19 protein-coding genes are annotated in these 19067 nt (G+C 74.6%); 9 read left to right on the forward strand and 10 right to left on the reverse strand.

Annotated features, from left to right (window positions below):
* Window positions 1–5: 5 nt before the first annotated feature.
* The 6 genes from ABT014_RS25155 to ABT014_RS25180 form a co-directional block, all read right to left on the reverse strand.
* Complete coding sequence (locus ABT014_RS25155) at window positions 6–1049, reverse strand: NAD(P)-dependent alcohol dehydrogenase (RefSeq protein ID WP_350641398.1); 1044 nt, start codon at window positions 1047–1049, stop codon at window positions 6–8.
* Between the two features lie 189 nt (window positions 1050–1238).
* Complete coding sequence (locus ABT014_RS25160) at window positions 1239–2243, reverse strand: endo alpha-1,4 polygalactosaminidase (RefSeq protein WP_350641399.1); 1005 nt, start codon at window positions 2241–2243, stop codon at window positions 1239–1241.
* Between the two features lie 64 nt (window positions 2244–2307).
* Complete coding sequence (locus tag ABT014_RS25165) at window positions 2308–3648, reverse strand: sensor histidine kinase (protein ID WP_350641400.1); 1341 nt, start codon at window positions 3646–3648, stop codon at window positions 2308–2310.
* Window positions 3645–4322 (reverse strand): response regulator transcription factor, encoded by a 678-nt coding sequence (locus tag ABT014_RS25170; protein ID WP_350641401.1) that lies wholly within the window; start codon window positions 4320–4322, stop codon window positions 3645–3647. The genes ABT014_RS25165 and ABT014_RS25170 overlap by 4 nt, the downstream gene beginning before the upstream one ends.
* Window positions 4323–4480: 158 nt before the next feature.
* Window positions 4481–5476: an alpha/beta hydrolase gene (locus ABT014_RS25175; RefSeq protein ID WP_350641402.1), complete on the reverse strand. Its 996-nt coding sequence runs from the start codon at window positions 5474–5476 to the stop codon at window positions 4481–4483.
* Window positions 5477–5532: 56 nt separating this feature from the next.
* On the reverse strand, window positions 5533–5850 hold the full coding sequence (locus ABT014_RS25180; protein ID WP_350641403.1) for a putative quinol monooxygenase: 318 nt from the start codon (window positions 5848–5850) through the stop codon (window positions 5533–5535).
* Window positions 5851–6013: 163 nt separating this feature from the next.
* Here ABT014_RS25180 and ABT014_RS25185 point away from each other — a divergent pair, with 163 nt between their 5' ends.
* From ABT014_RS25185 to ABT014_RS25200, 4 genes are all read left to right on the forward strand, one after another.
* Entirely contained in the window at window positions 6014–6919 is a 906-nt protein-coding gene (locus tag ABT014_RS25185) for an AraC family transcriptional regulator (RefSeq protein ID WP_350641404.1), read from the forward strand.
* A gap of 160 nt (window positions 6920–7079) precedes the next feature.
* On the forward strand, window positions 7080–7829 hold the full coding sequence (locus ABT014_RS25190) for an SDR family NAD(P)-dependent oxidoreductase (RefSeq protein ID WP_350641406.1): 750 nt from the start codon (window positions 7080–7082) through the stop codon (window positions 7827–7829).
* A 298-nt stretch (window positions 7830–8127) separates the two neighbouring features.
* Entirely contained in the window at window positions 8128–9615 is a 1488-nt protein-coding gene (locus ABT014_RS25195; RefSeq protein ID WP_350641407.1) for an alpha/beta fold hydrolase, read from the forward strand.
* A gap of 215 nt (window positions 9616–9830) precedes the next feature.
* Window positions 9831–10397 (forward strand): RICIN domain-containing protein, encoded by a 567-nt coding sequence (locus tag ABT014_RS25200; RefSeq protein WP_350641408.1) that lies wholly within the window; start codon window positions 9831–9833, stop codon window positions 10395–10397.
* Window positions 10398–10505: 108 nt separating this feature from the next.
* Here ABT014_RS25200 and ABT014_RS25205 read toward each other — a convergent pair whose 3' ends face one another.
* A complete protein-coding gene (locus ABT014_RS25205; RefSeq protein ID WP_502895095.1) occupies window positions 10506–11276 on the reverse strand; it encodes an SDR family NAD(P)-dependent oxidoreductase in 771 nt (256 codons plus the stop codon).
* Window positions 11277–11443: 167 nt separating this feature from the next.
* On the opposite strand from ABT014_RS25205, the gene ABT014_RS25210 reads away from it, so the two are divergent.
* From ABT014_RS25210 to ABT014_RS25220, 3 genes are all read left to right on the forward strand, one after another.
* Window positions 11444–11911: a hypothetical protein gene (locus ABT014_RS25210; RefSeq protein WP_350641410.1), complete on the forward strand. Its 468-nt coding sequence runs from the start codon at window positions 11444–11446 to the stop codon at window positions 11909–11911.
* Between the two features lie 223 nt (window positions 11912–12134).
* Window positions 12135–13373 carry a cytochrome P450, cyclodipeptide synthase-associated gene (locus tag ABT014_RS25215; RefSeq protein ID WP_350641411.1) on the forward strand — a complete coding sequence of 413 codons (1239 nt, stop codon included), beginning with the start codon at window positions 12135–12137 and terminating at the stop codon, window positions 13371–13373.
* A gap of 134 nt (window positions 13374–13507) precedes the next feature.
* Window positions 13508–14008, forward strand: a complete 501-nt coding sequence (locus ABT014_RS25220; protein ID WP_350641413.1) for a pyridoxamine 5'-phosphate oxidase family protein — start codon at window positions 13508–13510, stop codon at window positions 14006–14008.
* 70 nt (window positions 14009–14078) lie between these two features.
* Here the strand turns inward: ABT014_RS25220 and ABT014_RS25225 are convergent, their stop codons facing one another.
* Window positions 14079–14444: a darcynin family protein gene (locus ABT014_RS25225; RefSeq protein ID WP_350641415.1), complete on the reverse strand. Its 366-nt coding sequence runs from the start codon at window positions 14442–14444 to the stop codon at window positions 14079–14081.
* Window positions 14434–15345 (reverse strand): NAD(P)H-binding protein, encoded by a 912-nt coding sequence (locus tag ABT014_RS25230; RefSeq protein ID WP_350641416.1) that lies wholly within the window; start codon window positions 15343–15345, stop codon window positions 14434–14436. The genes ABT014_RS25225 and ABT014_RS25230 overlap by 11 nt, the downstream gene beginning before the upstream one ends.
* A gap of 116 nt (window positions 15346–15461) precedes the next feature.
* On the opposite strand from ABT014_RS25230, the gene ABT014_RS25235 reads away from it, so the two are divergent.
* Window positions 15462–16400: a LysR family transcriptional regulator gene (locus tag ABT014_RS25235; RefSeq protein WP_350641417.1), complete on the forward strand. Its 939-nt coding sequence runs from the start codon at window positions 15462–15464 to the stop codon at window positions 16398–16400.
* 105 nt (window positions 16401–16505) lie between these two features.
* On the opposite strand, the gene ABT014_RS25240 is transcribed toward ABT014_RS25235, so the two are convergent.
* The gene (locus ABT014_RS25240; protein WP_350641418.1) at window positions 16506–16991 is read right to left on the reverse strand and encodes a hypothetical protein; all 486 of its coding nucleotides are present in this window, start codon (window positions 16989–16991) and stop codon (window positions 16506–16508) included.
* A 516-nt stretch (window positions 16992–17507) separates the two neighbouring features.
* Between ABT014_RS25240 and ABT014_RS25245 the strand changes: the two genes are divergently transcribed.
* Entirely contained in the window at window positions 17508–19043 is a 1536-nt protein-coding gene (locus ABT014_RS25245) for an esterase/lipase family protein (RefSeq protein ID WP_350641419.1), read from the forward strand.
* Window positions 19044–19067: the final 24 nt, after the last annotated feature.

Consider the following 19067-nt stretch of genomic DNA (forward strand, 5'->3'; position numbering starts at 1 on the left):
TGGGCTCAGATGGTGGCGGTGTCGATGACGAAGCGGTAGCGGACGTCGCTGGCGAGGACCCGCTCGTAGGCGTCGTTGATCTCGTCGGCGCGGATCAGCTCGATCTCCGCGACCACCCCGTGCTCGGCGCAGAAGTCCAGCATCTCCTGGGTCTCGGCGATGCCGCCGATGCCCGAGCTGCTCAGGCTGCGCCGGCCGCCGCTCAGCGAACGGAGTTCGATCTGCACCGGCTCCTCGGGGAGGCCGAGGTTGACCATGGCGCCGTCGGTGCGCAGCAGCTTGAAGTAGGCGGCGAAGTCGAGCGGGGCGGAGACGGTGTTCAGGATGAGGTCGAAGCTGCCGGCGAGCTCCTCGAAGGTCGCCGGGTCGCCGGTCGCACGGTAGTGGTCGGCGCCCAGCCGCAGGCCGTCCTCCTGCTTGCGCAGGGACTGCGACAGCACGGTGACCTCGGCGCCGAGCGCGTGCGCGAGCTTCACGGCGACGTGGCCGAGCCCGCCGAAGCCGACCACGGCGACCTTGCGGCCCGGGCCGGTGTTCCAGTGCCGCAGCGGCGAGTAGGTGGTGATGCCCGCGCACAGCAGCGGGGCGGCCACGTCCAGTCCGAGGGCCTCGGGGATGCGGACCACGTAGTTCTCGTCGACCACCACGCGCTGGGAGTAACCGCCGTAGGTGGGCTGGCCGTCCTTGCCGACCGCGTTGTAGGTCCACACCGGGACCTGGTCGCAGTACTGCTCCAGGCCGGCCTTGCAGTTGTCGCACACGCGGCAGGAGTCGACCATGCAGCCGACGCCGACCCGGTCGCCGACCCGGTGCTCGGTCACCCCGGCGCCGACCTCGGCGACGATGCCCGCGATCTCGTGCCCGGGCACCATCGGGAAGATCGCCTCGCCCCAGCCCTCGCGGACCTGGTGGATGTCGGAGTGGCAGATGCCGACGAACTTGATGTCGATCAGCACGTCGTGCGGGCCGACCGCGCGGCGCTCGACGGTCGTGCGCTCCAGCGGTGCCTTGGCCGCCGGGGCGGCGTAGGCGGCAACGGTGGTGGTCATGGGGTCCGTACCCTTCGTGGTGGACGGTCCGGCTCGTTCGGGGTTCGGCTCGGGGTCGGGACGCACCCCGCGCATTCCACTCCGTCGACCCTACGGCCCCCGCCCCCGGGTCCGCGCGGCCTCGACCGGCACGGGGCCCGGGGCCGGCCCGCACCCCGAGGGGGCGGGCCGGCCAGGTACGGGCGTGGATCAGCAGGACTTGAACACGTAGCCGGACCGGCCGGCCGGGCGGACGTCGCGGTCCCGCTGGACCACCGACAGCTTGCTGCCGAAGGCCTTGCAGGTCTTGGCGAAGTCGGCGGCGTTGTACTCGATCACGAACACCCGGTTGCCGTACGCGGAGGCGAAGTCGCCGCACTCGTCGTAGTGGCCGCACTCCTCGGAGACCGCGAAGTCGAAGCCGATGCTCTGGCGCCGGTCGATCAGGTCGGCGGTGTTCTTCTGCCCGATCGCCAGGCCGTCCGCGTGCGCGCGGGCCGCCAGCAGCTGTGCGAAGGCCGCGTTGTGGGACTTGTCGAGGCGCCCGCCGGAGCGCTCGTAGGAGTCCAGGTTGTCGGGCTCCACGGCCTGGTAGCCCTTGGCCGCGCACTCGTCGATCCAGCCGCCGACCACCCCGGCCAGCTCGGTGCGCTTGGCCTCGGTGGAGACGTCCAGCAGGGCCTCGCCCCAGTCCTCGTCCATCACCGGGTGGCCGGCGCCGTCCCGGAGCAGCAGCGCCGGGTGGTTGGCCTGCCACCAGCCGGTGGCGTCGGGCTGGGCCTGGAAGGCGTTCAGGTAGCAGACGTTGTACAGCCCCGGGGCGGGCGGCGCGGTGTGGTCGCGGGAGACGGCGCCGACCCCGGCGGGCGGCTGGTAGGGGCCACCGATCTGGTAGTCGAAGCCGGTGTCCGGGGTCGGCAGGACCACCTTCCGGGCCCCCTGCGGAGCCGGGCCGCCGGTGGCGGTCGGTACGGACGGGACGGGGACGGATGCGGAGGCGGGCGCCGAGGCCGGCGCGGCACTGGCCGCCGGGGACGGGCGGTGCCCCGGGTGGGTGGCGCCGGCGTGCGGGGGCGTGGGTCCGGGCCGGCCCGGACGCTGGCCGGCCGAGGCGTCGGCCAGCGCGAAGCCGGCGCCGCAGGCGCCGACCACGCCCACGGCGAGGGCGGCCAGTACGGCCTTGCGGCGGAGGATCGGGGAAGCGTGTCGGCGCACGTGCACTCCTGGGGCGGACGGCGGACCGGCGGTCACCGGCCCGCCGGTCATCCTGCTGGGCCGGTCATGAGGAATCCGTGAGGACGCCCGGCCGCGGGCGGGCCGCCCGGCGACGGCGGCCCCACCGGGGGCGCGGGGCCGGGGCGAGCCGGAGAGTGAACGCCGCGCCGCCGCCCTCGCGCGCCTCGGCGACCACCGTGCCGCCGTGCGCGTGCGCCACCCACCGCACCAGCGACAGCCCGATGCCGGTGCCGCCGCCGGGCGAGTGGAAGCGGGTGAACACGGCTGCCAGCTGGGCGGGTTCGAGTCCCGGCCCGCGGTCGAGGACGGTCACCGCCGGGCCGGCCACCCGCACCTCGACCAGCGCGCCGGCGCCCGGGGCGGTGCCGTGGCGGACCGCGTTGTCGAGCAGGTTGCGCACCGCGAGCCGGACCAGCGCCGGGTCCACCTCGGCGACCACCGGTTCGAGGTGCGCGGTGAGCCGGTGCGACCCGGGCGGCAGGTCCTCGCAGACGGCCTCCACCAGCTGGTCCAGCCGTACCGGCTCCCGCCTCGGCTCGTCCACGCCCGCCTGCAGGCGGCCGCGCACCAGCAGGTTCTCGATCACCTCGGCGGTGCGGTCCGAGGCGCGGCGCAGCCGGGGCAGGTGTTCGGGCAGCGCAGCGGGCGCGGTCGCCACCAGGTCGACGGCGCCGCGCAGTACGGCGACGGGGGTGCGCAGCTCGTGGGCGGCGTCCGCCAGCAGCCGTTCCTGCTGGTCGAGCGCCTGCCAGGCGGCCCGGACGCTGCGCCCGCTGAGCGCGTGGCCGGCGGCGGCGCCGACTGCGGTGAACACCGCGCAGCCTGCGGCCAGGGTGACGGTGAGGCGGTGCCGTTCGGCGGAGCCCCGGTCCGGGTCGCCGGTGACCACGACCGCGCCGGCCTGCCGTTCGGTGCCGTCCTCGTAGAAGGGGGTGGCCAGCAGGAGGACCGGGCGGCCGGTGTCGTCGGCGCCTTCGGCGGTGGTGGTGTCGTCCTCGGCCAGCGCGGCGTCGGCCGCCGTGCCGAGCCGGGCCGGGGTGAGGGTGAAGCGGCCGGCGCGGCTGCCGAACACCGGCCGGTACCGCTGCGGGGTGCCGAACTGCCGCAGCAGGACGGTGACCTGGGGGTTGCCGGTGGTGGCCTCGTCGTCCTGGAGGCCGTCGAGCTGGAGCTGCCCGTCCTGGTAGTAGATCAGGGAGGCGGTGACGGCGGCCCGCCGGCGCATCTCGTCGTACTCGGCGGCCCGGCCGGAGCGGGCGTCGGTGCGGACCAGCAGGAAGGAGAGGCCGGCCAGGCCGATCACGATGATCGCGGTGTAGGCGGCGGTGAGCCGCCACCGCAGCCGGCCGAGACTGCGCCGGGCCGGGGAGGCGGGCCGCTTCACCGGGGCCGTTCCAGCGCCTCGGCGAGCCGGAAGCCCTGGCCCCGGACGGTGTGGACGAGCGGCGGTGCGCCGAGTTTGCGGCGCAGCCCGGCGATCACCGCCTCGACCACGTTGGAGCTGGGTTCGGCGAGTTCGTCCCAGCAGTGGTGGAACAGCTCGCCCTTGCCGACCACCTGGTCGGCGTGGACCAGCAGGTGCTGCAGGACGGCGAGTTCCTTCGGGGTGAGGGAGAGCAGCACGCCGGCCCGGCGGACCTCCCGGCGGGCGAGGTCGACCTCCAGGTCGGCGCAGCGCAGGAAGACCGGGGTGCGGCGGCGGGCCCGGCGGGCCAGGCTGCGGACCCGCATCACCAGCTCGGGCAGGGCGAACGGTTTGACCAGGTAGTCGTCGGCGCCGTGCTCGAAGCCGGTCAGCCGGTCGTCCAGGGTGTGCAGGGCGGTCAGGCAGAGCACCGGGGCGGACCAGCCGCGCCGGCGCAGCGCCTGGAGTTCGCGCAGGCTGTCGCCGTGCGGGAGCATCCGGTCGAGCACGACGCAGGCGTAGTCGGTGCGGGCGAGCAGTTCGTCGGCGGCGGGCCAGTCGGCGGCCTGGTCGACGAAGAAGCCGGCGTCGCGCAGGCCGGCCGCGGTGACCGCCCTCAGGTCGGGTTCGTCCTCCACCAGCAGCACGCGCACGGTCCAGGTCCTCCGGTCGGGGCGGCACCCGGGGCGTGAGCGGCGTGCTCCGGGCGGACGGAAGGTGCCATCGTAGGTCCTGCCCGGATCGGCCGGTGCACCCGGCCGCCGCGCCCCTGGACCGGCGCCCGACGGGTGCCCGGCGGCCTGCCGGGGGTTCAGCGGGGCGACGTGGCGCGGGTCGACGCCAGGGTCCTGGCGAGCCACTCGGTGCGGGTGCGGCGGGCGGTCGCGGAGATCGGGGCCTGCGGGTGGAGCGCGTCGAAGCCGTGGAAGCCGCCCGCCCAGACGTGGAGCTCGGCCTGGCCGCCGGCGGCCCAGATGCGGGCGGCGTAGTCGGTGTCCTCGTCGCGGAAGACCTCGGCGGAGCCGGTGTCGATGTAGGTGGTCGGCAGGCCCGCGAGGTCGTCGGCGAGGGCCGGTGAGAGGTACGGGCCGACCTCCTCGTCCGGCAGGTCGCCGAGGAGGGCGCGCCAGCCGAACTCGTTCATCTCGCGGGTCCATACGCCGGGGCCGCCGGCGTACTGGTGGCTGGAGGTGGTGGTGTTGCGGTGGTCGAGCATCGGGCAGATCAGGATCTGGGCGGCGATCGCCGGGGTGGCGAGGTCGCGGGCGAGCAGGGCGGTGGCCGCCGCCAGGCCGCCGCCCGCGCTGATGCCGGCGAGCACGATCCGGGCGGGGTCGATGCCGAGTTCGGCCGCGTGGTCGGCGGTCCACCGCAGCCCGCGGTAGCAGTCCTCGACCAGGGCGGTGCCGGTGGCTTCGGGGGCGAGCCGGTGGTCGACCGAGACCACGACCGCGCCGAACTCGTCCAGCCACTCCAGCGGGATGTCGAGCTGCGAGTGGCGGTCGCCCATGACCATTCCGCCGCCGTGGATCCAGTAGACGCAGGGTGCGCCGGCGGCCGGGCCAGCGAGATCTGCGGGGTCGGCGGGCTCGGGGGTGAGGACGGAGAGCGGGACGGGGGTGCCGTCGGCGACCGGCACGGCGAGCTCGCGCCGCTCGAAGCGCCGGCGGGTGGGCAGGGTGTCGACGGGGGGCGTGGGGAGGCGGCGCAGCTGGGCGAGCAGCTCCGGGGTGAGGGTGGTCATCAGGGGCTGGTCGGCGAGGAGTTCGTGCAGGTCGGGGTCGAGGGCGGGGCGTGCGGGGGTCATCGTGCGGTCTCCTCCGGGATGGACGTCAGCGGTCGTGGCCTTGGCCGCGGCCGTGGTCAGAACGAGGCCCGGCCGCGGACCGGGACGTGGTCGGTGTACGCGGGCTGCTCGGCCAGCAGAGCGTCGATCTGCCCCGCGATCGCCCGGGCGGGCGCGCCGGCGAAGACCCGGTGGTGGTCCTCCTCGCTGGTCCAGCCCTCGGTGACCTGGACGACGTCGGGGTCGGAGGCGGAGCGGGAGACGAGGTAGACCAGGCAGTGCGGTCCGGATCCCGGGGCGCCCTCGTCCAGGCCGGTCAGCAGCAGGTCGACCAGCCGGTCGCCGAGGCCGGGCCGGGCGGTCAGGGTGGCGGTGAAACCGTAGGTCGCGATCATCGGATCCTCTTCCGTGGCGGTGGTGCGGCGGAGTGCGGTGGTTCCATTCAACTGCCCTGGCCTGCGCAGGAGTAGAACGATGCTCTCGGCTGCTTGCACGATCCTCTCCGGGCCGGGAGCAGGGCCGGGAGCGGGGACGGGCCGCGGGTGGTGCAATGGGGGCATGCCGCTCGAAGAGTTCCGCACCCTGCTGGCCCGGCACGCCCGGCCCGACTGGACCACCGCCGTCGACGGGGTCCTCGTCTCGAAGGTCGACCGGTCCGATCCCCCGGCGCCCGCGATGTCCGGCACGGTGCTGGCCGTCATCGCGCAGGGCGCCAAGCGGCTCGCGCTCGGCGACCGGGTCTTCACCTACGGCCCCGGGCAGTACCTGGTCGCCTCGGTGGACCTGCCCGTCACCGGCCAGTTCCTGCGGGCCTCGCCCGAGGAGCCGGCGCTCGGCTTCGGGCTGGTGCTGGAGCCGGCGGCCGTGGCGGAGGTGCTGCTCCAGGCCGGCCCCGGCGGCGTGCCGCGCGCGGGCGCGGGCGCCCCGTCCGGGATCGCCGTGAGCGACGCCCCCGCGACCCTGCTGGACGCGGTGGTGCGGCTGCTGCGCCTGCTCGACCAGCCCCGCGACCGGGCCGTGCTGGCCCCGCTGGTGAAGCGGGAGATCCTCTGGCGCCTGATCACCGGCGAGCAGGGTGAGACGGTCCGACAGCTGGGGCTGGCCGACAGCGGGCTGAGCCACGTCTCCCGGGCCGTGCGCTGGATCCGCGAGCACTACGCCGAGTCGTTCCGGGTCGAGGACGTGGCGCGGCTGTCGGGCATGAGCGTCTCCGCCTTCCACCGCAACTTCCAGGCGGTGACGGCGCTGAGCCCGATCCAGTTCCAGAAGCAGATCCGGCTCCAGGAGGCCCGGCTGCTGCTCACCACCAGCCCGGGTGACGTCACCGGGGTGGGCCGGCGGGTGGGCTACGACAACCCGTCGCAGTTCAGCCGCGAGTACCGCCGCCACTTCGGGGCACCGCCGAGCCAGGACGCGGCCCGGCTGCGCGGTGGCGCACCGACCCCGGCGACCGCCCTACCCTGAGCCCCGGCGGCACCCGAGCGGCAGGATCGTGCAAGGAGCAGCGAGGATCGTTCTACCATCCCCCCTGGTCAGAGCGGTTCACTGGGATCACGAGTTGTTCCGCGCGGCAGGAACGTGCCTGCCGCAGCGCGGATCCCACACCATCGCAGGGGACGCAGTCATGCAGACGGTACTGATCACCGGGACCTCGTCCGGCTACGGCCGGGCGACCGCCCTCCACTTCCACGCCCAGGGTTGGAACGTCGTCGCCACGATGCGCACGCCCCGACCGGGCGTGCTGCCCGCGTCGGACCGGCTGCGCGTCCTCGGGCTCGACGTGACCAGCCCGGACAGCATCGCCGCCGCACTGGCGGCGGCGGGGCCGCTCGACGCCCTGGTCAACAACGCCGGCATCCCGTCGATCGGCGTCTTCGAGGGCACCTCGCCCGACCAGGTGCGGGAGGTCTTCGAGACCAACACCTTCGGCGTGCTGGCCACCACCCGGGCGGTGCTGCCCGGGTTCCGCGAGCGCGGCTCCGGCGTGGTGGTCAACGTGACCTCCAGCGTGGTGCTGGGGCACATGCCGCTCTCGGCCGTCTACAAGGCGAGCAAGATGGCCGTCGAGGGGTTCACCGCCTCCCTCGCCCTGGAGCTCGAGCCGTTCGGGGTACGGGCGAAGACCGTCCAGCCGGGCGCCTGCCTGACCACCAACTTCGCCGGGCGGGCGACGGCCGGCGGCGCGCCCGACGAGCTGGTGCCGCCGCCGTACGCGCCCTGGGTCCGGAAGGCGATGGCCGACTTCACCGGGCAGGAGCTGTTCACCGAGGAGCGCGACGTCGCCGAGGCTGTCTGGCGGGCCGTGCACGACACCACGGGCCAGCTGAGGTTCCCGGCCGGCCCGGACGCGCTCCGGCTGGCCGAGGCCAGGTGAACCCGGCTTCCACCGTACAGATGTGACGCATCATCAGATATGACGCCCCGCCCTCCTCGGAGGGTGGGGCGTCCGGTCGTGCATGCGCGCCCCGGTGGACACGGGCAGACACCGGTGGACAGTCCCCGTACCCCGTCCGGCCTGGAATGTGGACAGCGTCCGCCGGGAGTGTGTGCGTCATGAACGGTGCACGGACGCGGACCTCCGCCCGTGCACCCGCCACCACCGCACACCGCCGCAGCCTCCTCGCTCCCGCACCGGACGAGGCACCCGCTCGGGGAAGACCGAAGGAAGCACCATGACGAACAACCGGAGAGCCCGCCGCTGGACCGCCGTCGGCGCCGTCGCCGCGGTCGCCGCCGTCGCCACGACCGCGGTGTCGGCCATCGCGTACACCGAGGGCGGCGACCTCCGTCCGGCCGCGACGATCGACTGGCACGCCTGCACCGACAGCGACTTCCGGCAGATGCAGTGCGGGTCGATCCGGGTGCCGGTCGACTGGTCGCACCCGGACGCCGAGCGGATCAGCCTCGCCCTGGTCCGCCGTCCGGCCGACGACCAGGCGCACCGCAAGGGCACGCTGCTGCTCAACGACGGCGCGGGCGGCTCGTCGATCGAGCAGCTGCGGCTGGCGATGCACATCGGGATGCCGAAGTTCGCCGGCGACATGACCGCGAAGTTCGACCTGGTCGCGGTCGACCCGCGCGGGGTCGGGCACAGCACGCCGATCCGCTGCGGCGAGGCCGCCAAGCCCGCCGGGGTCAGCCACTTCCCGCACGACCAGGCCGCGTACGACGCCCTGATCGCCGCCAACCGGTCCTTCGCCGAGGACTGCCGGCGCCGCAACGGGGCGCTGGTCGCCAAGGTCGACCTGACCAGCACCGCGCGGGACTTCGAGGCGGTCCGCGGCGCCCTCGGCGAGGAGCAGCTGAACTGGTACGGCATCCACTACAGCGCCCTGCTGGGGCGCACCTACGCGGCGCTGAACCCGGGACGGCTGCGCACCATGGTCCTGGACACCGTGCTGGACGACACCGGCGATCCGCTGTCCCGGGTCACGCAGGAGGCGACCACGGCCGAGACCGCGTTCGACCGGTTCGCCGCCTGGTGCACCGGGTCGAAGGAGTGCGCCCTGCAGGGCCACGACGTCGCGGCCGAGTACGACGCGCTCGTCGCCCGCGCCGACCGGGAGCCGATCCCGACCGGCGGCTCGGCGCACACGCCGCTGACCGGCGAGGACATCCGCGAGGCCACCCAGGACCTGCTGACCCTGTCCGGCCTCGCCTGGCCGGAGCTGGGCACGGCGATCGCCAAGGCCCGGGCGGGCGACGCGGGCGGCTTCACCCACGACCCGGACGACACCCTCGACGCGGTCCAGGTCCAGGTGCCGGCCTGCCTGGACAACCCGAACCCCGTGCACACCTTCGCCGACCTCTCCCGGCTCGAGGCGGACCTGTCCCGGGTCTCCCCGCACCTGGGCGGCGCCGTGCGCTCGTACCAGGCGATCGCGGGCTGCCTGGGCTGGCCGGACCCGGCCGAGCCGGTCAAGGCGGGCGCCGCCGTGCAGGGCGCGCCGCCGGCCCTGATCCTGCAGTCCACCCACCAGGCGCTGGCCCCGTTCCAGGCCGGCGCGGCGATGGCGGGCCAGCTTCCGGGCAGCGTCGTGCTCGGCCGCGAGGGCGACGACTACAGCATGTTCCTGCTGTCCCGGTGCGTCCAGGAGGCCACCAACCGCTACCTGACCACCCTCGCCCTGCCCGCGGCGGGCACCACCTGCACGGACTGAACCCGTCGGCGGGCCCGGCAATCGACTTGATCACCCGTCGGTGCGCTGTCCTATGATGCGCCGGTGCCGGCGGCCCGGCGGGTGACCCCGGGCCACAGGGGGCGGGTCGTTCGGGCGTGAGCCCGGCGCCCGGCCGGCACGGGACCGGAGCGATCCACATCCGGGCGATCCCGGCCTCGTCCCGCACGCACGCTCCTTCAAGGGATCGGACTCCGATGACCAGCCGTACACCGCTCGACCTGCCGCGCACCGCCGCGGCCGTCACCGGCGCCGCCCTGGCGCTCCTGACCGCACTGCCCGCCACCCCGGCCGCCGCGGCGGGCGGCGGCTTCACCATGCCGTCGTCCACCACCGTCGTCAACGCGAACTCCGGGAAGTGCCTGGAGATCGCCGACTGGCGCACCGACGACGGCGCCCCCGCCCGCCAGTGGACCTGCACGGGCGGTGCCAACCAGCTCTGGGACCTCAAGCAGGCCCACGGCATCACCATGCTGGTGAACCGGAACTCCGGGAAGTGCCTGGAGATCGCGGACTGGCGCATGGACAACGGCGCACCCGCCCGCCAGTGGAGCTGCACCGGCGGCTGGAACCAGGGCTGGCTGTACGCGGGCTCGATCGGCTCCCGCAAGGAGCTGGGCCTGTCCAACCTCAACTCGGCCGCACTGCTGGAGATCGCGGACTGGCGCACCGACAACGGGGCCCCGGCCCGGCAGTGGCGGGGCGAGAGCAACCGGGTCGTGGACGCCAACAAGGCCTGGATCACGGCCATCAAGCTGCTCTGAGCCGCGCGCGGCCGTCGATTCGGAGGCCGAGAGCCGATCGCGGCGGGCCGGGGCCGGGCTTCCCACCGAGCGTGGGGCCCGGACCCGGCCCTGGCCCCGGCGCCCGGCTCAGGCCGCGAAGCCGCCGTCGACGGCGATCTCGGCGGCGGTGATGTAGCGGCCGTCGGGGCCGGCGAGGTGGGCCACGGTGGCGGCGACGTCGGTGGCCCGGCCGAAGGTGCCGAGCGCCGTCAGCGAGGCCTGGAGTTCGGCCGCCGGCCCGTCGGCGGGGTTCAGGTCGGTGTCGATCGGGCCGGGGTGGACCACGTTGACGGTGATCCCGCGCGGCCCGAGTTCCCGGGCCAGCGCCTTGGTGAGCCCGATCGTCGCCGCCTTGCTGGTGCCGTACAGCGAGGCGCCGGGGAACGCGACCCGCTTGGCGATGCAGCTGCCGATGGTGATGATCCGGCCGTCCTCGGCCAGGTGGGCGGCGGCGGCCTGGGCGAACAGGAAGGGTGCCCGGACGTTCACCTCCAGCACCCGGTCCACATCGGCCGGCGCGATCTCCCCGATCGGGCCGAGCACGCCGATGCCCGCGTTGTTGACCAGGATGTCCAGGCGGCCGAAGCGGTCGGCCACCGCCGTCACCACCGCCCCGACCGCCTGCGGGTCGGCGCTGTCCGCCCGGACCGCCCACCCGCGCCGGCCCATCGCGGTGATCTTGGCCGCAACGGCCTCGGCCTGCTCGGCGCCGTCGCGGTAGGTCACCACGACGTCGGCGCCGTCCTCGGCCAACCGCAGCGCCACCGCCGCGCCGATCCCCCGGCTACCACCGGTCACCAGGGCCACCTTCCCGTCCAGCTTCGCGATCCCGCCCCGGGCCGCCGTCATCGTCGTCATGGCGATCGAACTCCTCGTCTCGTGCTCGGACATGACTCCATCCTGGGCGCGGGCGGCGCCGGGATCCGGCGGCATTCGGACATCGCGTTCAACGTTCAACCACCGGTCCGGGGGCGCCCACGGGAGCGAGGCGGTGTGGAGCCGGTACGGCCGGGCAGGCTGATCACATGATGAAAACCGTGATCCGCGGTGCGGTGGCCGGTGCCGCCGGGACGACCGCGTTGAATGCCACCGCCTACGCCGACATGGCGCTGCGCGGCAGACCCACCAGCAGCGTCCCCGAACAGATCGTGGACACCGCCGCCCACAAGGTCGGCCTCGAGGTGCCGGGTGAGGGCGCCCGACGCGAGGCACGGCTGACCGGGCTCGGCGCGCTGAGCGGGATCGCCGTCGGCGCCGGGGTCGGCGTGGCCGTCGCCGTCCTGCGGGCGGGCGGGATCCGGCTGCCCGTGTGGGTCGGCGGGACCGTGACCGCCGCGCTCGCGATGGCCGCCAGCGACCTGCCGATCGCCGGGCTCGGGGTCAGCGACCCACGGACCTGGTCGGCGGTCGACTGGGTCTCGGACGCCGTCCCCCACCTGGTGTACGGCCTGGTCACGTACGGGGTGGTGGCGGGCGCGCCCGCGCGGCGGTGAACCTTCCGGGGCGGCCGGCCCGGCACCGGCGGGAGGCCGGCCCCGGCGCGGGGTGAATAATCGTCGCGGCACGTCCCGGCCCCGGGGCGAACGGGAGCTGCGTTCCCGGCGTCCGCGGGCGACGGGCCGGGCCCGGGGCCTGCCCGACGAGCCCCGGCGGACCCCACGCCGCGACCGGACGGCTCCGCCGGCCCGTGCCCCCTCGCCCGGAAGGCCCTCCCTCATGCCCACGGCCGACACCCGGTTCAGTGTCCTGTCCGAGGACTTCGCCGCCGATCCCTACCGGTACTTCGCCGGCCTGCGGGAGCGGGCGCCGGTGCTCCACGAGCCGGCGATCGACAGCTACTTCCTCTCCCGCCACCGGGACGTGCGGCGGGTACTGACCGACCACGCGGCGTTCAGCACCGCTCCGCTCCAGGTCCGCGCCGAGCCGGTGATGCGGGGGCCGGTCCTGGCCCAGATGACCGGGGCCGAGCACACCGCCAAGCGGAAGATCGTCGTCCGGAGCTTCTCCGGGCGGGCCCTCCAGGACCAGGTCCGCGCCGTGCGCGCGAACGCCGCCGAACTTCTCGCCCCGTTCCTGCCGCTCGGCCGGGTGGACCTGGTCAACGACCTCGGCAGACCGCTCGCCGTCCGGGTGACGCTCGACGTGCTCGGCCTGGACCGGCGGGACCGGGAGCTGGTCGCCGGCTGGCACGCCGGGGTCGCCGAGTTCATCACCAGCATCACCCTCACCCCCGAGCGCCGCCGGCACTGCCTGGACAGCGCCGAGCAGTTGGAGGCGTACCTGCGCCCCGTCATCCAGGAGCGGCGCCGACGGCCCGGTGACGACCTGATCTCGCAGCTGTGCGGCGCCGAGTACGACGGCGTCGCGCTGACCGACCGCGAGGTGACCGCGCTGGTCCTCAACGTGCTGGTGGCCGCCACCGAGCCCGCCGACAAGACCCTCGCCCTGCTGTTCAAGCACCTGATCGACCACCCGGAGCAGCTGGCCGCGGTCCGCCGGGAGCCGGCCCTGCTGGCGGCCGCGATCGCGGAGACGCTGCGGTACACCCCGCCGGTCCAGCTGATCCCGCGCCGGGCCGAGCAGGACGTCGCCTTCGCCGGGACCACCGTCCCGGCCGGTGCCACCGTGTTCTGCCTGATCGGCGCGGCCAACCGCGACCCGGAGGCCTTCGCCGCCCCCGACACCTTCGACCTCCACCGGCCCGATCTGGGCGCCGCCCGGTCCTTCACCGCCGCCGCCCAGCACCTCGCGTTCGGGGCCGGCCTGCACCAGTGCGTCGGCGCGGCTTTCGCCAAGGCCGAGATCGAGACCGTGGCCGCGATGCTGCTCCCGCTGCTCGACCAGGTCCGCCACTCCCCCGGCACCCGGTACCGCGAGAGCGGCCTCTACACCCGCGGACCGGTCGCCCTCCCGCTGGAGTTCACCCCCGTCCCCGGCGGCCTCCCCCCGTCGTGACCGGCGACCCACCGGCACGCCGGCCGCCTGCGCGGGACCGGGGTGCAGGACGATACCGTCCGACCGAGCCCTCCCACCACCCGGGCGCCCGGCCGGGGCCGGTGCGCCCCGACCCTCGAAAGGCGGTGCCGCCCGTGCAGCCCAGCCGGATCACCGAGGTGCTGAACCGTCCGCTCGGCCGGGAACTCCTGGCCCGCAGGCTGGCCCGCCTCGCCTACGTGGCCGAGGACGGCACACCACGGGCGATCCCGATCGCGTTCGTCTGGAACGGGGCCGAGATCGTCATGTGTACGCCCACGAACGCCCCGAAACTGCGGGCCCTGCGTCACAACCCGGCCGTCGCCCTGACGATCGACACCGAGTCGCGGCCGCCCGCCATCCTGCTGCTCCGGGGCCGGGCCGAGCTGGACGAGGTCGAGGGCGTCCCGGAGGAGTTCCTCCTGGCGAACGGCGTGCCCGACATGACGCCGCAGCAGCGGGCCGAGTGGGACGCCGGCGCCGGGTCGCTGTACGAGGCCATGGTCCGGATCGTGGTCGCCCCGACCTGGGCGAAGCTGATCGACTTCGAGACGACCTTCCCGAGCGCGGTCGCGGAACTGACCCGGCGGCGCGAGGAGCGGGCCGGGCGGGGCTGACCGTGGCCCGGACGCGGGCCGGCCGGTGCCTCCCGCGGGGGGCGGAGGCACCGGCCGGGCGGCTCGGCGGTCAGGTGGAGAAGGTCGTCAGCGGCTCCAGGTCGTAGGTGCGGGCGTAGCCGTTCTCGGTGCCCACCAGCAGGTCGACGACGTCGAAGTAGCGGTCCCAGAAAGGGGTTTCGCGCAGCGCGTCGATCAGCAGCCGGTAGGCGTCGTGGTCGTCGGCCTCCCAGACCCAGACGTCGGTGACCCGGGCCGAGTAGAACTCGGTGTCGTAGAAGCGGGAGCGGACGCCGCTGGTGCGGGACTCGATCACCGGGACGACCTGGGTGGTGAAGGCGTGGACGCGCTCGGCGACGGACATCGCCAGCCACTCCGGCGTGGTCTTGACCAGCATGAACGCGGTGACCGGCGGTTCGGTTCGGTCAGTGGACATCGGTCGCCTCCGGGGTGGCGAGGACGGCGGGCCTGAGGGTCTGCGCGCACCACCGGGCGAAGTCGACGCCCGCCAGCGGCGAGTGCTCGACACCGGCGTCCAGGCCCTCGTCCTTGGCCCGCTTCATGTCGACGATGCCCTCGACGAACTCCGCGTTGAGGCCGTAGCCGAGCAGGGTGGCGCGCAGCTCGTCGAGCGGCTGGCGCTGGTAGCGGACCGGGCGGCCCAGTTCCTCGGACATGATGCGGGCCAGGTCGTTCGGCGACAGTTCCTGCGGGCCGACCACCGGGACGCTGCCGACGCCGGTCCACGAGCGGTCCAGCAGCAGTTCGGCCGCCGTCGCGGCGATGTCGGCGACGGCCACCATCGGGGCCGCCCGGTCGGCGGCCACGGTGTCCGTGAAGACGCCGTGCTCGCGGATCGAGTCGGCCTCCTCCAGCAGGTTCTCGTAGAACGAGGGGTTGGCCAGGGCGCGGTAGGCGACGCCGGAGTCGGCGATCAGGTCGTCCATGGCGAGGGAGGCGGTGACCAGCCCGGCCCGGGCGGCCTGCGGGGTGCCGCGGCCGAGCGCCGAGACGCCGACCACGTGGCCGACGCCGTGGGCGGCGAAGGCCCGCGCGGCGGGGCGGGTGAAGTCGGTCCACACCGCCTCGGGCGTGGCCGAGGCGTCCGGCGGCACCAGCCAGAAGACGGCGTCGGCCCCGGCGAAGGCGCGCTCGACGGTCGCGGCGTCGCCGTGCGAGCCGACGACCACCTCGACCTGCCCGCGGACGGCCGCGGGGAGCCGGGCCGGGTCGCGGACCACGACCCGCAGCTCCTCCCCGCGCGCCGGAGCGGCCTCGACCAGCAGGGACAGCAGCCGGCGGCCGATGTTCCCGGTGGGGGCGGTAATGACGATCATGAAAACCTCACGGTCTGGATGGGGATCGGTACGACTCCCTCATGGTGTCGACCCGGGTGGTATTGCCACAATGGGAACCTCAGCAACCAATCATTGCCAGGAATGGAACAACCCAGGTGACCAGCCCGGACCCGAACCTCGACGCCAACCTCGCCGTCGCCCTGGACGCCCTGCTGACCGAGCAGAGCGTCACCCGCGCCGCCGCGCGGCTGCACACCTCGCCCGCCGCGATGAGCCGCACCCTGGCCCGGCTGCGCCGGGTGCTGCAGGATCCGCTGCTGGTGCGGGCCGGTCAGGCGATGGTGCCGACCCCGCGGGCCGAGGCGCTGCGGGAGGAGGCCGCCGCGGTGGTGCGCCGGCTGGAGGCGCTGCTCACCCCGAGCGGCGGGGTCGACCCCGGCGCGCTGCGGCGCACCTTCACCGTGCAGACCGCCGACCTGGTCGGCGCTGCGCTCGCGCCGGGTCTGCTCGGGCTGGCCCGGCGCCGGGCACCGGGCGTCTCGCTGCGGGTGCTGGCCGAGGAGTGGGAGGCCGGCCCGGCGCTGCGCGAGGGCCGGGTCGACCTGGAGGTCGGGTCGATCGGCCACGTGGACCCGGAGACCCGGGTCGAGGAACTGGTCACGCTCCGGATGGCCGCCGCCGTCCGGGCCGGGCACCCGCTCGCCGAGGCACCCCTGACCCCCGAAGGCCTCGCCGCGGCCGAGCACGTGGCGGTCAGCCGCCGGGGCCGCTTCACCGGCCCGCTCGACGCCGCGCTGGCCGAGCAGGGGCTCAGCCGCCGGGTCGGCGCCGTCCTGCCGGGCCACCTGGCCGCGATGGCCCTGGCGGCGACCGGCGACGCGGTCTGCCTGGTCCCCACCGCACTGCCCGGCGAGCCCCCCTCCCCCCTCGGCGACGCGGCCCGCGCCATGGGCCTGGTGCTGCTGGAGATCCCGCTCCCGCTGCCACCCCTGACGATCGGTATGGCCTGGCACCCGCGCCACACCGCCGACGGCGCCCACCAGTGGCTCCGCGCCGCCGTCCGCCACGTCCTGCGCCCGCCCCGGCCCGCGTAGCGCGGCGCAGCACGGAACGACACGCAAGCGGTGTCGCTCGCGGGCGGGCCGGCCCGGGTGGTGACGGTGTGTGGACCTTCTGCCCGGAGTGGTTGCGCCGGGTGATCAGTTCACGGCGTAGGTGACGTAGTAGACGGAGCCCTCCACGTCGGACTTGGCGAGCTTGGCGATGGTGCCGCGGCCCTGCTCCTCCTCCAGGATCCGTACGGAACCCAGCAGGTCGTCGCTGGAGACCGTGTCGAAGTCCCACAGCGAGAGGTTCTGGGCGAAGGACACCGGCACCGGGATGCCGGGCGAGGCGGACTGGCCGGCCTGCATGCTGACGGTCTGTTCGCCGCCCGGCCAGATGCTCTGCGCGAGGCCGCCGCCGGTGTCGGTGGTGAGGTACAGGTCGTCCGGGTCCGAGCGGGCCGTGTCGATCATCTCCACGGCCGCCGGGACGGCGCGCACGATGTCCTCCAGCGAGCCCGCGCCGAGCTCGTCGAGCGGGATGGATTCGGCCAGGTTGGCGACGGCCTGGTTCACCCCCGTGTCGGTGCCGGTCGCGGCGTGCAGGCACCAGACGTTCAGAATGGTCGCGGTCGCGGTCATGACGACCTCCAGTTCCCCCGGCGGCCGGGCCGACCACGGGCGGGTCGACTGGTGTCCGGAGGTGACGAATTGACGGAATGACGCCATTGTCACCCCGGGCACCGGGCCCGGTCCAGCCCGGTACGGGAATTGTCGGCAATTTCCCGGGACAACGTTGGACGGCCCCGAGGCGCGGACCTAAACTGAATGACATACCGTTTTCCGCCGCTGCCGAGAGCGCTGCCCGCCCGCCGGTCCGCTCTTGAGGAGATGGGTCGTCATGGCCTGGCGCTTCCCAACCCGCCTGGAAACTCCGCCCGATCGGGCCGGTGGTGCGCGCGCCGGAAAGGCTCCTCCCCGGAAAAGCGGTCACCATCCGTGGTTCGCAGCCGAAATGGTGACCGCCCGTAATTCCGGTCACGTTCCGGAGCGTCCGCCGAAAGCCGGTCGTGGCATTCCGCGCCCTTCCGTCGCCCGCCACGATTCAGTCGCTCGCCGGCCGGCCGACGACGGCGAGCGCTGAGGGCGGTGGTTCCCATGGCCACCGGGGACCAGGACCGCACCGGTGATCCGCCCGTCGCCGGCCTGCTGCCGGTGGTGTACGTCCGCGGCTTCGCCGGCGACACCCACGGGATCGACAAAGCGGTGGCGGACCCGTTCTACGGCTTCAACGAGGGCTCGACGCACATCCGGGTGGGTGCCGGGAACGAGCCGAGCTTCTACCAGTTCGAGGGCCCGCTGCTGCGGCTGCTGCTCGACGAGGGCTACCAGATCCGGGTCCAGGGCGGGCAGGAGGCCTACCTCGACAGCGCCGCCGAGGTGCCGGCCAACACCGTCTGGGTGCACCGGTTCTACGACGCCGCGGCGAGCAGCTGGGGCGCCGAACCGCACGAGTACCGCCTCGAGGACGCCGCCGCGAGCCTGCTGGCCCTGATCGAGAAGGTCCGGGCCAGGGCCGGCGTGCCGCGGGTGCACCTGGTGGCGCACTCGATGGGCGGCCTGATCTGCCGCTGCCTGCTCCAGAAGGTGCTGCCCGACCGGGGCGAGGACCCGGCCGGGTACGTCGACAAGCTGTTCACCTACGGCACCCCGCACGGCGGGATCGCCTTCGAGCACGGCCTCGGCCTGCTGGAGCGGCTGCGCGACGCCACCGGCATCAACGGCGCCGACATCTTCGGCCCGCGCCGGATGTACGAGTACCTGACGCCGGCCGCCCTGCAGGACCGCGACGGGCCCGGCGAGGGCTGGGACGCCCGGCTGCTGGGCGGCGGCTTCCCGGCGGAGCGGGTGTTCTGCCTGGTCGGCACCGACCCGGGTGACTACCAGGTCGCCGCGGGCCTGTCGTCCGCGGTGGTCGGGGCGCGCAGCGACGGGCTGGTGCAGATCGAGAACGCCTACGTGCCGGGGGCGCACCGCGCGTACGTGCACCGCTCGCACAGCGGCAGCTACGGGCTCGTCAACTCCGAGGAGGGCTACCAGAACCTGCGCCGCTTCCTGTTCGGCGACCTGCGGGTGGCGTCGGCGCTGGTCGGGCACAGCCTGCCGGCCGGCGACGGGGTGGACTGGCAGGCGGAGGTGCGGCTGTCGGTGCGCGGCCTGCCGATCGTGATGCACGAGCAGACGGCCGCGCACTGGTGCCCGGTGCAGCTGCCGCGCAGCCGCGAGGACGGCGGGCCCGAGCCGGACGTGCCGCTGGTGACCACCTTCCTGTGCAGCCGGCTGGCCCCGCGCGGGGGCGCCGGTCCGGCGCGCCACGCGCTGCACCTGCGGGTGCTGTCGCTGCACCGGGTGGACGGCTTCCTCAGCTTCGGCGACCACCTGGAACAGACCGCCGACCTGGACGACATCCTGATCGTGGACGTGGACACCACCGGGCCGGCGCCCGCGGTCTGGGCCGTGTGGAACAGCACCGTCGACGGTGCGATCCGGGACTACGTGCCGAGCGGCCCGCCGCTGGCGGACCTCGATCCGGCGGCCGGGGCGTGGCGCGCCGAGATCCCGCTGCCGGCGACCAGCCACCCGGTGCTCGGCGAGGGTGCCCGGATCGCCCTCACCGTCACCCCCTGGACCTGACCGCGAGGACGACGAGGAGCGAGG

The sequence above is a fragment of the Kitasatospora sp. NPDC094015 genome, assembly GCF_040304075.1.
In the GTDB taxonomy this organism is placed as follows: domain Bacteria; phylum Actinomycetota; class Actinomycetes; order Streptomycetales; family Streptomycetaceae; genus Kitasatospora.

Bases quoted from the DNA above. Each gene is read 5' to 3' on its own strand.
- ABT014_RS25155 (WP_350641398.1), bottom strand. From the start codon at position 1,049: ATGACCACCACCGTTGCCGCCTACGCCGCCCCGGCGGCCAAGGCACCG.
- ABT014_RS25175 (WP_350641402.1), bottom strand. From the start codon at position 5,476: ATGACCCCCGCACGCCCCGCCCTCGACCCCGACCTGCACGAACTCCTC.
- ABT014_RS25180 (WP_350641403.1), bottom strand. From the start codon at position 5,850: ATGATCGCGACCTACGGTTTCACCGCCACCCTGACCGCCCGGCCCGGC.
- ABT014_RS25185 (WP_350641404.1), top strand. From the start codon at position 6,014: ATGCCGCTCGAAGAGTTCCGCACCCTGCTGGCCCGGCACGCCCGGCCC.
- ABT014_RS25190 (WP_350641406.1), top strand. From the start codon at position 7,080: ATGCAGACGGTACTGATCACCGGGACCTCGTCCGGCTACGGCCGGGCG.
- ABT014_RS25195 (WP_350641407.1), top strand. From the start codon at position 8,128: ATGACGAACAACCGGAGAGCCCGCCGCTGGACCGCCGTCGGCGCCGTC.
- ABT014_RS25200 (WP_350641408.1), top strand. From the start codon at position 9,831: ATGACCAGCCGTACACCGCTCGACCTGCCGCGCACCGCCGCGGCCGTC.
- ABT014_RS25205 (WP_502895095.1), bottom strand. From the start codon at position 11,276: ATGACGACGATGACGGCGGCCCGGGGCGGGATCGCGAAGCTGGACGGG.
- ABT014_RS25210 (WP_350641410.1), top strand. From the start codon at position 11,444: ATGATGAAAACCGTGATCCGCGGTGCGGTGGCCGGTGCCGCCGGGACG.
- ABT014_RS25215 (WP_350641411.1), top strand. From the start codon at position 12,135: ATGCCCACGGCCGACACCCGGTTCAGTGTCCTGTCCGAGGACTTCGCC.
- ABT014_RS25225 (WP_350641415.1), bottom strand. From the start codon at position 14,444: ATGTCCACTGACCGAACCGAACCGCCGGTCACCGCGTTCATGCTGGTC.
- ABT014_RS25230 (WP_350641416.1), bottom strand. From the start codon at position 15,345: ATGATCGTCATTACCGCCCCCACCGGGAACATCGGCCGCCGGCTGCTG.
- ABT014_RS25240 (WP_350641418.1), bottom strand. From the start codon at position 16,991: ATGACCGCGACCGCGACCATTCTGAACGTCTGGTGCCTGCACGCCGCG.
- ABT014_RS25245 (WP_350641419.1), top strand. From the start codon at position 17,508: ATGGCCACCGGGGACCAGGACCGCACCGGTGATCCGCCCGTCGCCGGC.